General features: G+C 34.5%; 7 protein-coding genes, 1 tRNA gene and 3 rRNA genes. 2 read left to right on the top strand and 9 right to left on the bottom strand.

The annotated features are described in order from the left end of the window. Positions 1-97: 97 nt before the first annotated feature. The 3 genes from rrf to AXE85_RS03470 all read right to left on the bottom strand — a co-directional run bounded on the left by rrf (position 98) and on the right by AXE85_RS03470 (position 4934). Positions 98-212: ribosomal RNA gene (rrf, locus tag AXE85_RS03480) — 5S ribosomal RNA — on the bottom strand. Positions 213-284: 72 nt separating this feature from the next. Beyond that, positions 285-3165, bottom strand: a 23S ribosomal RNA gene (locus tag AXE85_RS03475). A gap of 213 nt (positions 3166-3378) precedes the next feature. After that, positions 3379-4934, bottom strand: a 16S ribosomal RNA gene (locus AXE85_RS03470). Together the 16S, 23S and 5S rRNA genes form the textbook arrangement of a ribosomal RNA operon. 392 nt (positions 4935-5326) lie before the next feature. Between AXE85_RS03470 and AXE85_RS03465 the strand changes: the two genes are divergently transcribed. Then, complete coding sequence (locus AXE85_RS03465; RefSeq protein ID WP_062174673.1) at positions 5327-6310, top strand: DDE-type integrase/transposase/recombinase; 984 nt, start codon at positions 5327-5329, stop codon at positions 6308-6310. 412 nt (positions 6311-6722) lie between these two features. Here AXE85_RS03465 and miaA read toward each other — a convergent pair whose 3' ends face one another. From miaA to mutS, 3 genes are read right to left on the bottom strand one after another with little or no spacing between them, the layout of a single operon-like run. Continuing rightward, the gene (gene miaA / locus AXE85_RS03460) at positions 6723-7619 is read right to left on the bottom strand and encodes a tRNA (adenosine(37)-N6)-dimethylallyltransferase MiaA (protein WP_062173146.1); all 897 of its coding nucleotides are present in this window, start codon (positions 7617-7619) and stop codon (positions 6723-6725) included. A gap of 9 nt (positions 7620-7628) precedes the next feature. Continuing rightward, the gene (gene mutL, locus AXE85_RS03455) at positions 7629-9602 is read right to left on the bottom strand and encodes a DNA mismatch repair endonuclease MutL (protein ID WP_062173145.1); all 1974 of its coding nucleotides are present in this window, start codon (positions 9600-9602) and stop codon (positions 7629-7631) included. A gap of 4 nt (positions 9603-9606) precedes the next feature. After that, positions 9607-12279: a DNA mismatch repair protein MutS gene (gene mutS, locus AXE85_RS03450; protein ID WP_062173144.1), complete on the bottom strand. Its 2673-nt coding sequence runs from the start codon at positions 12277-12279 to the stop codon at positions 9607-9609. 533 nt (positions 12280-12812) lie between these two features. Here mutS and AXE85_RS03445 point away from each other — a divergent pair. Beyond that, complete coding sequence (locus AXE85_RS03445) at positions 12813-14000, top strand: FtsW/RodA/SpoVE family cell cycle protein (protein WP_072520181.1); 1188 nt, start codon at positions 12813-12815, stop codon at positions 13998-14000. An 88-nt stretch (positions 14001-14088) separates the two neighbouring features. Here the strand turns inward: AXE85_RS03445 and AXE85_RS03440 are convergent. The 3 genes from AXE85_RS03440 to AXE85_RS03430 all read right to left on the bottom strand — a co-directional run bounded on the left by AXE85_RS03440 (position 14089) and on the right by AXE85_RS03430 (position 15601). Beyond that, positions 14089-14162, bottom strand: a tRNA-Arg gene (locus AXE85_RS03440). Positions 14163-14263: 101 nt separating this feature from the next. Next, on the bottom strand, positions 14264-14536 hold the full coding sequence (gene rpsO / locus AXE85_RS03435; protein ID WP_027130682.1) for a 30S ribosomal protein S15: 273 nt from the start codon (positions 14534-14536) through the stop codon (positions 14264-14266). A 150-nt stretch (positions 14537-14686) separates the two neighbouring features. Next, positions 14687-15601: a bifunctional riboflavin kinase/FAD synthetase gene (locus AXE85_RS03430; RefSeq protein ID WP_062173143.1), complete on the bottom strand. Its 915-nt coding sequence runs from the start codon at positions 15599-15601 to the stop codon at positions 14687-14689. Positions 15602-15612 lie beyond the last annotated feature (11 nt).

The following is a 15612-nucleotide window of genomic DNA, read 5'->3' as shown; positions in this document are numbered from 1 at the left end:
AAAATCAAAATAAAAGTAAAACCATATAATAAAAAATCACACTTATTATCTATATAAGCATGATTTTTATCCCAAAAGGTTTTTCTTAATTTCAAAAGCCTGGCAACGATCTAGCCTCGCAGGGCGTAAACCCAACTACTCTCGACGCTAAAGAGCTTAACTTCTGTGTTCGGTATGGGTACAGGTGTGTCCTCTTTGCTATCGCCACCAGACGAAAACTTTATACTCATATTATATCAATTCCTCTCCTTTTGTCAACTTCTTTACTTCTCTGCTTCTACTCTCTGATTAAGTCCTCGACCTATTAGTTTTAGTCAGCTTAATGTGTTACCACACTTACACTCCTAACCTATTCTCCTTGTCGTCTTCAAGGGGTCTTACCTTTGTGGGAAATCTCATCTCGAGGGGGGCTTCATGCTTAGATGCTTTCAGCTCTTATCCCTTCCATATTTAGCTACCCAGCTATGCCACTGGCGTGACAACTGGTACACCATTGTTATGTCCATCCCGGTCCTCTCGTACTAAGGACAGCTCCTCTCAAATTTCCTACGCCCACGACGGATAGGGACCGAACTGTCTCACGACGTTCTGAACCCAGCTCGCGTACCGCTTTAATGGGCGAACAGCCCAACCCTTGGGACCGACTTCAGCCCCAGGATGCGATGAGCCGACATCGAGGTGCCAAACCTCCCCGTCGATGTGGACTCTTGGGGGAGATAAGCCTGTTATCCCCAGGGTAGCTTTTATCCGTTGAGCGATGGCCCTTCCATTCGGTACCACCGGATCACTAAGTCCTGCTTTCGCACCTGCTCGAGTTGTCTCTCTCACAGTCAAGCTCCCTTGTGCCTTTACACTCTCCAAATGATTTCCAACCATTCTGAGGGAACCTTTGAACGCCTCCGTTACTCTTTAGGAGGCGACCGCCCCAGTCAAACTGCCCACCTGACACTGTCTCCCGGTTTTCTATTCCGTGGGTTAGAATTCCAATACACAAAGGGTAGTATCCCAACATCGCCTCCTCATACACTGGCGTGCATGCCTCTTTGGCTCCTACCTATCCTGTACATTCTGCATCAAAATTCAATATCAAGCTACAGTAAAGCTCCATGGGGTCTTTCCGTCCTGTCGCGGGTAACCTGCATCTTCACAGGTACTATGATTTCACCGAGTCCATCGTTGAGACAGTGCCCAAATCGTTACGCCTTTCGTGCGGGTCGGAACTTACCCGACAAGGAATTTCGCTACCTTAGGACCGTTATAGTTACGGCCGCCGTTTACTGGGGCTTCAATTCTTACCTTCGCTTGCGCTAAGCAATCCTCTTAACCTTCCAGCACCGGGCAGGCGTCAGCCCCTATACTTCACCTTTCGGTTTTGCAGAGACCTGTGTTTTTGTTAAACAGTCGCTTGGGCCTATTCACTGCGGCCTACTCTCGTAGGCACCCCTTCTCCCGAGGTTACGGGGTCATTTTGCCGAGTTCCTTAACGATGGTTCTCTCGCTCACCTTAGAATTCTCTTCCCAACTACCTGTGTCGGTTTGCGGTACGGGCACCTCTTATCTCGATAGCGGCTTTTCTTGAGAGTTTGGCTTCATTGACTTCGCTACTTTTTTTCGCTCCCCATCACGCTTCAGTCTTATAAGTAGCGGTTTTGCCTACTACTTAACCTTTGCGCTTAGGCGCCCTATTCCATCAGGGCACTCAATTAGCCTCCTCTGTCCCCACTTCTCTCAATCGATATTCGGTGGTACAGGAATTTCTACCTGTTGTCCATCGGCTTCACCTGTCGGCTTCACCTTAGGTCCCGACTTACCCAGAGCGGACGAGCCTTCCTCTGGAAACCTTAGTCTTTCGGTGGATAGGATTCTCACCTATCTTTCGCTACTTACACCGGCATTCTCACTTCTAACTTCTCCACTTCGCCTCTCGGCTTAACTTCTACGACGTTAGAACGCTCTCCTACCATATAACATCTGTTATATCCGCAGCTTCGGTTGTATGTTTAGCCCCGGTACATTTTCGGCGCGATGTCACTCGACCAGTGAGCTATTACGCACTCTTTAAATGGTGGCTGCTTCTAAGCCAACATCCTGGTTGTCTGTGCATCATCACATCCTTTTCCACTTAACATACAATTTGGGACCTTAGCTGGCGGTCTGGGCTGTTTCCCTTTCGACTACGAACCTTATCACCCGCAGTCTGACTCCCGTTTATATTTATCCGGCATTCGGAGTTTGTCTGAATTCGGTAACCCGGGATGGGCCCCTAGTCCAAACAGTGCTCTACCTCCGGTAAACTCTTTAACGAGGCTAGCCCTAAAGCTATTTCGGAGAGAACCAGCTATTTCCAAGTTCGATTGGAATTTCTCCGCTACCCACACCTCATCCAAACACTTTTCAACGTGTCCTGGTTCGGTCCTCCATTCAGTGTTACCTAAACTTCAACCTGGACATGGGTAGATCACTTGGTTTCGGGTCTACTCCATCATACTATCTCGCCCTATTAAGACTCGCTTTCGCTTCGGCTCCGTGTCTTCCACTTAACCTTGCATGATATAGTAACTCGCCGGTTCATTCTACAAAAGGCACGCCATCACCCCTAAGGGCTCTGACTACTTGTAAGCACACGGTTTCAGGTTCTTTTTCACTCCCCTCCCGGGGTTCTTTTCACCTTTCCCTCACGGTACTGGTTCACTATCGGTCACTAGGTAGTATTTAGCCTTACCAGATGGTCCTGGTCGCTTCCGACGGAATTCCTCGTGTTCCGTCGTACTCAGGTGCTCTCTCTTGCTTACTTAGCATTTCGTATACAGGTCTTTTACCTTCTTCGGCTCACTTTTCCAAGTGCTTCTACTATACTTCGTAATACAATTTCTTGAGAGTCCTTCTACCCCTATATGCATGCATATCGGTTTGGGCTTCTTCCTTTTCGCTCGCCGCTACTTGGGAAATCGATTTTTCTTTCTCTTCCTGCAGGTACTTAGATGTTTCCGTTCCCTGCGTTACCTCGCTTTTGCGTACCGCCTTTTTATTTGCGGTGGGTTCCCCCATTCGGATATCTACGGATCTTTGCTTACTTACTGCTCCCCGTAGCGTTTCGTCGTTTGTCACGTCCTTCTTCGGCTCCTAGTGCCAAGGCATCCTCCGTGCGCTCTTTTCTACTTAATCGTGTGTAGCTTTTTGCTTCGTTTTCTTCCTTGAACTCTTTTTGTGAATAAGTTTTTCTTACTTACCTTATTCTTCTGTTTCTCGGTTTTGTAAATCTGTTTTCTTTTCTAGAAATTTTTTGATCTAATATTTGTATTCAGTTTTCATTGTGCTTGAGTATTACTTGAACACTCAAAACTAAACGAATTCCCCAACATATCCTTTTTTCCTTAGAAAGGAGGTGATCCAGCCGCACCTTCCGATACGGCTACCTTGTTACGACTTCACCCCAATCATCTGTCCCACCGTGACCGGCTCCTCCCTTTCGGTTAGGTCACCGTCTTCAGGTGTTACAAACTCTCGTGGTGTGACGGGCGGTGTGTACAAGACCCGGGAACGTATTCACCGCGACATTCTGATTCGCGATTACTAGCGATTCCAGCTTCATGTAGTCGAGTTGCAGACTACAATCCGAACTGAGAATAGTTTTATGAGATTGGCTTACTTTTACAAGCTCGCTTCTCTTTGTCCCTATCCATTGTAGCACGTGTGTAGCCCAAGTCATAAGGGGCATGATGATTTGACGTCATCCCCACCTTCCTCCAGTTTGTCACTGGCAGTCTATCTAGAGTCCCCATCTTACTGCTGGCAACTAGATATAAGGGTTGCGCTCGTTGCGGGACTTAACCCAACATCTCACGACACGAGCTGACGACAACCATGCACCACCTGTATCTGTGTTGTCTCAAAGAGACAAACAACGTGATCTCTCACGCCCTCACAGTATGTCAAGACTTGGTAAGGTTCTTCGCGTTGCTTCGAATTAAACCACATGCTCCACCGCTTGTGCGGGTCCCCGTCAATTCCTTTGAGTTTCAACCTTGCGGTCGTACTCCCCAGGCGGAGTGCTTAATGCGTTTGCTGCAGCACTGATCTCTTTTGAGACCAACACTTAGCACTCATCGTTTACGGCGTGGACTACCAGGGTATCTAATCCTGTTTGCTCCCCACGCTTTCGCGCCTCAGTGTCAGTTGCAGGCCAAAAAGCCGCCTTCGCCACTGGTGTTCCTCCTAATCTCTACGCATTTCACCGCTACACTAGGAATTCCACTTTTCTCTCCTGCACTCAAGTTTATCAGTTTCCAATGACCTTCCACGGTTGAGCCGTGAGCTTTCACATCAGACTTTCTAAACCACCTGCGCGCGCTTTACGCCCAATAATTCCGGACAACGCTTGCCACCTACGTATTACCGCGGCTGCTGGCACGTAGTTAGCCGTGGCTTTCTGGTTAGGTACCGTCTGTTTTGTGTATAGTTACTACACAACCTTTCTTCCCTAACAACAGAGCTTTACGAACCGAAATCCTTCTTCACTCACGCGGCGTTGCTCCGTCAGACTTTCGTCCATTGCGGAAGATTCCCTACTGCTGCCTCCCGTAGGAGTTTGGGCCGTGTCTCAGTCCCAATGTGGCCGTTCACCCTCTCAGGTCGGCTATGCATCGTCGCCTTGGTAGGCTTTTATCCCACCAACTAGCTAATGCTCCGCAAAGCCATCTTATAGTGTCAGCATGACCGACTTTTAAATATCTCCCATGCGGAAAATACTGTTATCCGGTATTAGCTACAGTTTCCCATAGTTATCCCGGTCTATAAGGCAGGTTCTTTACGTGTTACTCACCCGTTCGCCGCTAAGAATTATCGGTGCAAGCACCAATAATTCTTCGCTCGACTTGCATGTATTAGGCACGCCGCCAGCGTTCGTCCTGAGCCAGGATCAAACTCTCCAAATATTTTCTTATTTGTTTGCTTGATTTAGCTCTTTTTAAAGTTTTATAGTTCCTTTTTGAACTGTCCTTTTTTGGAATTACGTTGACTTAATTCGTTTAGTTTTCAATGTTCAATTTGTTGCTTTAGCAACTTTTCTATCTTATCATTTTATTTCAGGTTTGTCAAGTTTTTTTCTTTTCCTTAACTTTTCCTACTTTAAAATCTTTTATCGTTCGTCTTCTTTCTTGAAGACGTGTACTAGTTTATCATTTTTACTTGTTGTTGTCAATACTTTTTTAAAATTTTTTTGGTTTATAATGTAGTGTTACAATAGATGTGAGACATATAATAAAAAAAGAAGAGTAAATCCTGTATAATGAAGTTACCTACAAATCAAAAAAAGGAATTTACTCTTATGAAAACTATTATAACAGAAAATATAGAAAAAACACAACGATATATACCTCATACTTTACAAACAAGAATAGCTGCAGTTAAAACTTATAGAAATGGTAACTCTATTCGTTTTGTTTGTAGGCGCTATAAAATATCAAAAGCCTCTCTTTTGCGTTGGAATAAAAAATATGACGGTACTAAAGAGTCTCTTATAGATAAGTCTCATAGACCTCATTCCATTCACCCTAACGCCCATACAGTTGAAGAATTGTCTTGGATTAAAAATCTTATTAAACGTAATCCTAATATTTCTATGATTGAATTATATGCTAAACTTAAATTCAACAAAGGTTATAAAAGACATCCTTGTTCTTTATTTAGAGTGCTTAGAAAATTAGGTTTTTATAAAGATACTAAGAAAAAAGTAATTCCTTATAAACCTAAACCCTATAATACACCTACTGAAATTGGTAAAAAATGGCAACTTGATGTGAAATATGTTCCTAAACGTTGTTATGTAGGAGAAATTCCTGATAAATTTTATCAATATACTATCATTGATGAAGCTACTAGGGAAAGATTTATTTTCCCTTTTAAAGAACAATCATCATACTCTACTGTTCAATTTGTTAAAATGGCTATTGATTATTTTGGGTATAAACCCAAGATAATTCAAACTGATAATGGTTTTGAATTTACGCATTTTAAAGATACTAAACGAATACACCCTTTTGATGTATTGTGTAATAATCTTGGCATTAAACATCAACTTATTAGACCTAGAACTCCTAGACATAACGGTAAGGTTGAACGTAGTCATAGAAATGATAATGAACGTTTTTACAGGCATTTATCTTTCTTTTCGTATGATGATCTTGTATCTCAGATGAAAAAGTATCTATATCGCTCTAACCGTCTTCCTATGCAGACTTTAAATTGGCTTTCTCCTGTTGAAAAAAGAAAAGAGCTACGGAAAGAGTCTATAAAAATATGCAGGCTTTAATTCCTTGTTAGATAATAGATTTCACAACTTATTTGTCAAGGACAAGGGCTACGCCTTTTTCAAATCCTTGACAAATAAGTTTTAGAAATCTGAAATGTTCTCTAAGGAATTAAAGCTGGCAAATCTAATCAAATAATGTATTTTACGTCGGGGGCTTCATACGGTTTACATAGAAGCTAGCTTCTATGTAATTCTATTATATCCAGTATTTATTTTTTACTTTTTTGTCTCACATCATTTACAAATGTACATTTTTAAAATTTTTTTGGTTTATAAATAAAATATATGTTGTAGTTTGTAAAATAACAACTGTTTTTTAAGTTGCTAGAATAGTATACTTACATATAAAGTTTTTTATCAAGAAGTAATTTACGGAGAATTTTTCGACATTCTCCGTATTTATCACTTAGTATTAATTTATTTGAAAAAACTTTCTAATATCACTTTCTATATTTTCCGTTATTTTTTCATCACTTACATTATACCAAGTACCATTCATCTTATTTCTAAACCACGTTAATTGACGCTTAGCATAATGGCGAGAATTTTTCGCAATATTATTTATCGTTAAATCTTTATCCACTTCACCTGCCAAGTATGGTAGCATCTCTTTATACCCTATTGCGCCCAGCGGTTGAAGATTTTTCCCATATTTTTCTATAATATCTTTAACTTCCTGTTCTAAACCTGTTTCAAACATTATTTCTACTCTACGATTAATTCTCTTATATAGTTCTTCTCTATCTCTATTTAAAATTATTATATAAGGGTTATATTTTTCAAAAATTTTATTTCCGTTTTTATTATGTACAATAGACTTTTTTTCTGATATTGCATAGTTATAAGCATTAATAACTCGACGACTATTTTCCAGATCAATACTTTTATATGTTTCCGGATCATTTTCTTTTAAATAATCCTTTGCATCCTCCGGTGTAACTTCTTCAATATAAGCCAATTCACTGAAATTATAATCATTCAACACTGCATTCATATAAAAACCTGTCCCACCGATTAATAAAGGCAACTTTCCTTTATTATGAACTTCTTCTATTTTTTTTCTTGCCAATTTTTGAAAATCATAAACAGAACAACTATCTGACGGTTCTAATTCATCTATTAAATGATGACTTACTCCCCCCATCTCTTCCTTAGTCACTTTTGCAGATCCTATATTAAAATATTTATATATTTGAACACTGTCTATAGAAATAATTTCACAGTTTAATTTTTTTGAAAGTTTTATGCTTTGTTCTGTTTTTCCTACAGCTGTTGGGCCTACCATTGCAATTAAAGGTATTTTATTCATCGCTACCTCCTAGACGATCCGCTTAAACATTTTTTCTAAATCTTTTTTATCCATTTTAGTAATAATCGGTCTTCCATGCGGACAGGTAAATGGATTTTCACATTTGTAAAGGTCACTTATAGCTTTATTCATTTCTACTTCGTTTAGCACCTGATTAGCTTTAATAGACATTTTACAACTTGCCATTGCCAACGCATCATTACGTAATTCTACTAATGTTATATTTCTATTATTTAAAACTTTATCGACTACTGTCTTAATAACTTCTTCGCTTTCTTCAGCAGCCCAAAGCGGAAATTCACGTACCACATACGAATTATTCCCAAATTCTTCAAACTCTATACCTAGTTCCTTGAATTTTTCCATATTACTCTTTATATCAGCAACTTCCTCTACAGAAAAATTAAACATAAGTGGGACTAAAAGTTGCTTTTTGTAATTAGCCTTTTGAGAAAATTCTTTTTGTAATTTTTCATAATTATAACGTTCCGCAGCTGCATGCTGATCTATTAAAAATATTTTATTGTCAGCTTCTGCTAATATATATGTTTTAAATATTTGTGCAAGAACCTTTAAATCAGGTAATATTTTGGTTTTAGTTTCCGGTTCTTGTTTATAATCTATTCCCTTGTTTATCTCAAAATCAGCAGCAACATTTTTAATCTCATCACTGCTATTATAATCATCAAATTCTTCGTTCTTAGAAAAATTCATAAAATTTTCAATTTCTTTTACTGTAGGTTTTTCATTACTTGAATTTTTTCTTCTTAGTTGTGGATTTGGTGTGAATTTTAATTTTGAATCTGTCGTATTATAAATTGAATTTTCTTTGTTATCATAATTTCTTTTTATTAATTCTAAATCTTCTTTATCTCCGAAATTAAATTCATTTTCTTTTATAATATACTTATTATCTAATTCTTCTAAAAAATTTATTTTTTCTATATGTTCTTTCTCTTTTTTTGTCAATACATTGTTCATTCCCTGCGGAATATAAGTATAGTTACTTAATCTATCAAAAATAACTCGTTTTATCAAAGTTACCAACTCTGTTTCTTTTGATAATCTCACTTCTTGTTTTGTTGGATGAACATTAACATCAAGTAAAACCGGATCCATTCTTATATCTATGATACAAAGCGGATAACGATTTTTCATAAGTAAAGTACCATAGGCGGCTACAATTGAATTTTGAATAATATAATTTCTTATATATCTCCCATTAATAAATATATTAATATAGTTCTTACTGGCACGTGTTTCTTCCGGAACAGAAATATATCCTTTTATTTCATAATCATCATTGTTACCGGAAAATTCTATCATATTTTTAGCTACAGTCATACTATATATTTTCGATATAATCTTATGAATATTACCGTCACCATAGGTTTTTAATAATATTTTCCCATCTACATGCACCTCAAAGGCTATATTTGGGTACGAAAGAGCGAATTTATTAATAACATTCATTATATTAGCCTGTTCAGTGTGCGGATTTCTTAAATATTTTAACCTTGCAGGCGTGTTATAAAATAAGTTTTCAACACTTATGTCAGTTCCTTTTATAGGAGCATACCATTCATCTTTAACAACTTTACCTGACTCCAACGTCATCATCTTCCCTTGCATTTCACCACTACAGCTTTTTATAATGACTTTACTTACAGAAGCTATACTCGCAAGTGCTTCACCTCTAAACCCTAATGTATCTATATGAAACAAGTCATAGTCATTATTAATTTTACTTGTGGCATGTCTTAAAAAAGCTTTTCCTAAATCATCGTTGCTAATACCACTACCGTTATCAATAATTCTTATTTGTTTAATTCCGAATTCTTTTATTATAATCTTAATATTTGTACTACCGGCATCAATCGAATTTTCCAATAATTCTTTAACAACGGAAGAAGGTCTTTCCACCACTTCTCCGGCTGCTATTTTATTTGATAATTCCGCAGACAGTATATTTATTTTTCCCAATACATTATTCCCCCTTGTTTATTTTTTTTTGTAATTCATATAACAAATTAAACGCTTCAAATGGAGTTGTTTCCATAAAATTTACAGAATTTAATTTTTCCTTAACAAATTTTAATTCTTCACTTTCTTCCCCTAAGTCTAATTGCAATTTAGTATACTCTTTTTTATTTTCTTTAACTCTTTTCTGAATATTTTTGTTCAACTCATTGGCATGATTTAATTGTTTTTCTAATAATTCAATTTTACTTTGTTGAGTTTCAATAATTTTCACTTTATTAGAAATCTCATTAATTTCTTCTGTATTTTTTTCAACAACTTTCCTTACAACATCATTATTATCTAATACGCCCTCTTCTAATTTTGTTAAAATATTATTTGCACAGGTTATTATATCATCCGGTAATTGTGCTAATTTAGCTACATGAATACCATAGCTTTTTTCTATTGGTCCTTCTTTTATTTTATATAAAAATATCAGCTCCCCACGATCCTCTTTTGCCGATACATGAATATTTTTTATCCCTTGTACTTTATCTTCTAATTTTGTAAGCTCGTGGTAATGCGTCGAAAATAATGTTTTACATTTAATAGTATTATTAATATATTCTAAGATAGATTGTGCAAGTGCAATACCGTCATAAGTTGAAGTACCTCTACCTATTTCATCAAAAATTAGCAATGAGTTTTTGGTTGATTCTACCAAAGCGTTCTTTGCTTCCATCATTTCAACCATAAACGTAGATTTCCCCCCTGCTAAATCGTCACTTGCCCCTATTCTTGTAAATATCTTATCGAAAATCGGAAGATTTGCCATCGTAACAGGTACAAAAGAACCTATCTGAGCTAATATTACTATAAGTGCAAGTTGCCTCATATATGTAGATTTCCCCGACATATTTGGACCTGTTATCAATAAAATATTATTATTGGAAGATACCGTACAATCGTTACTTATATAACTATCTGCACTGACATTTCTTTCAACAATAGGATGACGTCCCTCAATTATTTTTATTTCATTATTATCATTAAAAATAGGTTTTACATAATTGTATTCTTCCGCCACATCAGACAACGAAATAAAAACATCAATATCACTTAATGTATTTGCAACTTTTTGAAGCCTTGGTATAAAACTGTAAATCATTGTTTTAATCTCTTGAAATAATTTTAATTCCAATTCTTCAATTTTTGTTTTCGAATTAATAATATGTTCTTCAACCTCTTTTAATTCTTCTGAAATAAACCTCTCACAATTTGACAAAGTTTGTTTTCTATGATAACCGAATTCTGTTGGATCTACACTTTTAAGCCCTACTTTAGATATTTCTATATAATGACCGAAAACTTTATTATACCCTATTTTTAAATTTTTTAAACCTGTTCTTTCTTTCTCACGCTTTTCGATTTCAAGAAGTGTTTTACTCCCATTCTTACTGGCATTTTTATAACTGTCAAGTTCAGCGTTAAAACCTGCTTTTATAACACTGCCTTCTTTTACAGTCTGTCCGGCATCATCATCGATAGTATTTTCCAAATAATCCGCAAGATCTGCTAATTCATCAATTCCGTTCGCTATCTCAACTAATTTTTTTGAATTAAAACTCAACAGTAAATTTTTAATATTTGGAATTTGCTCCAATGTTTTTTTCAAATTCAAAAGTTCTCTGGGGCTAACCATATTATAAGACACTTTTGTTGCTATTCTCTCAAGATCATAAACTTCTTTTAAATACATTTTTACATCAGATTTCTCAAAGTAATGTTTAACAAAATCTTCTACTAATTGTTGACGAATTTTTATTTCGTTGATATTTAATAATGGATTTTCCAACCATTTTTTCAATTTTCTAGAACCTGCTGCTGTTGACGTTTTATCAATTATACTAAGCAATGAACCCTTTTTACTGCCATTTGCCATATTTTGCGTTACTTCAAGATTTTTTATTGAATAGTTAGTCATATACATAAATTTATTTTTAAAATATATTTCAAATTTTTTCAAACTTGATACATCTTTATATTGAGTTTTTTCTATATACTCCAATAAAGTATTACAACACAATCGAAGATTATTATCTTCTATATCGGCAGTAACATTTTTTTCTACAGACGGATTAAACTCTACTTCTGTTATATAAGCACTAATGTTCAGTTTTTGCCCCTTAATACTAACTATTTCTTTAATATTATTTTTAAAAATCTCATCTTGCAATTCCGTCATATTATCAAGAACAGTACAACTACTATCGCCCGTCATAATATCGCAAAATGAAAAATAAATTTTATTATCCTTTACATAAACACAACCTAAAAAATTATTTTCATCATAATTCTTATAATTCATATAAGTACCGGGGGTAACAACTTGAACGACTTTTCTTTCTACTATTTTACCCTGTCCCGGCTCTGATACCTGTTCACAAATAGCCACTTTGTATCCATTATTTACCAAAATATCAATGTAACTTGCTGAAGAATGAAAGGGAACACCGCACATCGGTATTTTCTCAGCTCCTCCTTCACGTGCCGTTAATGTAATTTCTAAAATTTTTGATGCTTTAATCGCATCATCAAAGAACATTTCATAAAAATCACCAAGACGATAAAATAAAAACATGTCTTGATAATCTTTTTTTATTTTTAAATACTGCTCCACCATTGGTGTATATTTCATATATTCCAACCTTTCTTCATATCACTTTATAATCTACTATATCATATCTTTCATAATCTATACCACCTATAAATACGACTTAATTACGTAGAATACTTAAAACATCTTACTATGAATAACCACAAACATTAAAATATTTGTAGTTAAACTCTTTATATATTTTGTTTTTCATTAATTGTTATTATAGCTTTACCATTTTTTCATTATATATTTTTAAAAATACTTTACTAATATACTTTAATTTTTATATTTTCAAGTATTAAACATATATATAAAATTTACAATATCTATTCACTTATTCTATTTATCATAAATCAAAATAACTTCTAATTTATTAATACTTACTATATTATTTTCTGGATTTTAAACTTATTAAAAAATATTTCTACACTTGATTATAACATATATTTTCTTAATTTAAAATTATTAATAATACATCATAACAAACCCTATAAACTATTTTTATTAACTAAAATATCAAAATTTGCCAAAATATTCTTGTTATTGTATAATTACACAAAAGGAGTTGTATTATGCGAAATTTTATAAAAGATAAAATTAATCTATCAATACTTATATTTTATTTTATATTCTCTCTATCAAGTTTAATATTGATAGCCTTAGCTGAATATAATAACAACATCACACCAACTTTATTTTTAAAACAACTGCTGTTTTATATTTTAGGATTTTTTATTATTTATTTTTTACAAAAAATTCCGATTGATTATATAGAACGCTTAACACTGCCATTTTATTTATTTTCTTTAGTTTTACTGGTTGGAATATTTTTAGTTCCTAATAACCTTGCTCCCATCGTTAACGGTGCTCGCAGTTGGTATAATCTTAAAATATTCACATTACAACCATCCGAATTTGCAAAAGTTGCTACAGTTGCAATGATTAGTTTTCTTATTAAAGAAAATAGTTTTAAAGAAAGTAGCGATAAAATCAAACTATTAAAAATATTATTAATTATCGCACTTCCTTTTATTTTAGTTTTAAAAGAAAATGATTTAGGAAACGGTTTGTTTTTTATATTTTTATTCTTAGGATTGGTCTTTTTGGTTAGTACACACAGAAAAACTTTATTAAATATTTACTCAGTTGTTCTTGTTATCCTTGGTATCATTATTTTAGCCGCACTTTATTTCCCGCGACTGCTTTCTTTGGTTGGTCTAAAATCTTATCAACTAAATAGAATATTATCGTGGTTAAATCCTGAAGGCTATAGACAAGACTATTCTTATCAAATAACTCAAGTTATAAGCGAAATTAATCGTGGCGGCGTTACCGGTACATTTGCTAAAAATAAAAACTATATTGACGAACAATTTAATGATTTTATTTTTTCTATTGTTGCTAAAAACTTTGGATATATCGGTGCATCGTTATTTCTTATATTGTTCTTTATTTTTATATTAAGATTATTTAGTATTGTAAAAAAATGCGAACAAGGAAACTACAGTTACTATTTTATTCTTTTAGCAATTTGTAGCTTCTGCTTTTCATTTTTTATAAATATCTTTTCTACTTTGAGTATTATTCCCGTTATTGGAATTAGTATGCCGTTTATAAGTTATGGCGGTAGTTCTCTCATCGCAAATGCACTTCTCTTCGGTATTATTGTAAAAATAAACGCCACCATTTATGAGGAATATTTAGAAGATGAATATTCTGAAGAACAAAAAGATGAATACAATCATCAATACTATGAATAATGGCTGCATAATAAGTACAGAGTGTTTACTATACTCTATACTTATTATGCAGCCAAAAAAAATAGAACCAAAAGTTCTATTTTCATTACGTCCCAGAAGGGATTCGAACCCCTGACCGACGGCTTAGAAGGCCGTTGCTCTATCCTGCTGAGCTACTGAGACAACTCACTTCTTACAAAGCACTATAATAGTATATCAATAATACAATATTATGTCAATACCTTTTTGAAAAATTTGAAGGAGAACAACTCCTTCAAATTTTACTATCGTCTTAAACCTAAAGATTTAATTAACTCACGATATCTTTGAATATCTTTTTTAATTAAATAGTCTAACAAGTGACGACGACGGAAAACTTTTTTTAGCAATCCACGACGACCGGCATGATCTTTTTTATGAGTATTCAAATGCTCAGTTAAAGCATCAATTTCTGCTGTTAACACCGCAATTTGCACTTCCGGAGAACCGGTATCTGATTCATGAGTACGGTATTTAGCAATAATTTCTTGTTTTTTTTCTTGACTAATTGCTGCCATTCTTTATTCCTCCATATATTATTTTTTTCCTTAATCCTAGTAAAGAATCTGGAGTGTTTCCATACCACGACTAAGGCACATTGATTATTCTACATTATTTTTATACTTATTTCAAGTAAAAGATAATAATTTTACAATTTTTTATAAAATCTATATTTCTTTTTGCTCACAAACCATTTTGTCTTTTTGTAATTGTTTTTTTAAATGATTAAAACTTTCAAATTTTTGTTCTTTTCTTAAAAAATCGTAAAAATAAACCTCTATCATTTCTCCATAAATTTCAGCATCAAAATCTAAAATATGAGTTTCTATAAATTTTTTATCTTTAACTTCCGACACTGTCGGGTTATAACCGATATTGGTAATTGATTTATATATTTTATCCCTTACTTTCGTTTTGGTAATATAAACACCATTAGTTTTCGGAAGCAAATACGAAGATTCCATTTTTAAATTTGCTGTCGGAAAATTTATAGTTCTTCCTAGTTGACGTCCCTTCACTACTACTCCGGATATTGAGTAATATCTACCGGTAAAATCATAATACCCGGTAAAATTTGCACTTTCCACAAATTCTCTTAGTACTGTTGTTGATATTTTTCTATCTCCAATCATCTCTTCTTCTAAAATATTTACCTCTATATCACCATAGTCAACCATTAATTTCGGCGTCCCTGCTCCTTTATATCCAAACTTATAATCATAACCGCAAAATATTTTCTCCACGTTTAATTGTTTTAATACTTTATCAATATAGCTTTCTGCACTTAATGTTTGTAGTTGTTTATTAAAACTTAAATAGTACACTTCTTGTACTCCAAGTGCTTCAAATATTTCTGATTTTTTCTCAAGCGGTGTTAAACATTCAACACTTGTATGACCAAAATACTCCTTTGGACTTTTGTCAAGTGTTATTACTATCGGAATTATATCTGTTTCTTTCAGCATTTCCGTTATTATTTTTTTATGTGCTTTATGAACACCATCAAAAAAACCTAACGCTGCCACTCTTCTTTTATTATCTTTTTTTATTTGTCCCAAATTAGAAATATTAAAAATTTCCATAATTTACCTTT

It is taken from the genome of Gemella sp. oral taxon 928 (genome assembly GCF_001553915.1).
Classification (GTDB): domain Bacteria; phylum Bacillota; class Bacilli; order Staphylococcales; family Gemellaceae; genus Gemella; species Gemella massiliensis.
Note: the sequence above shows the minus strand (reverse complement) of the source record. Positions and strands in the feature narration are given on the sequence as shown.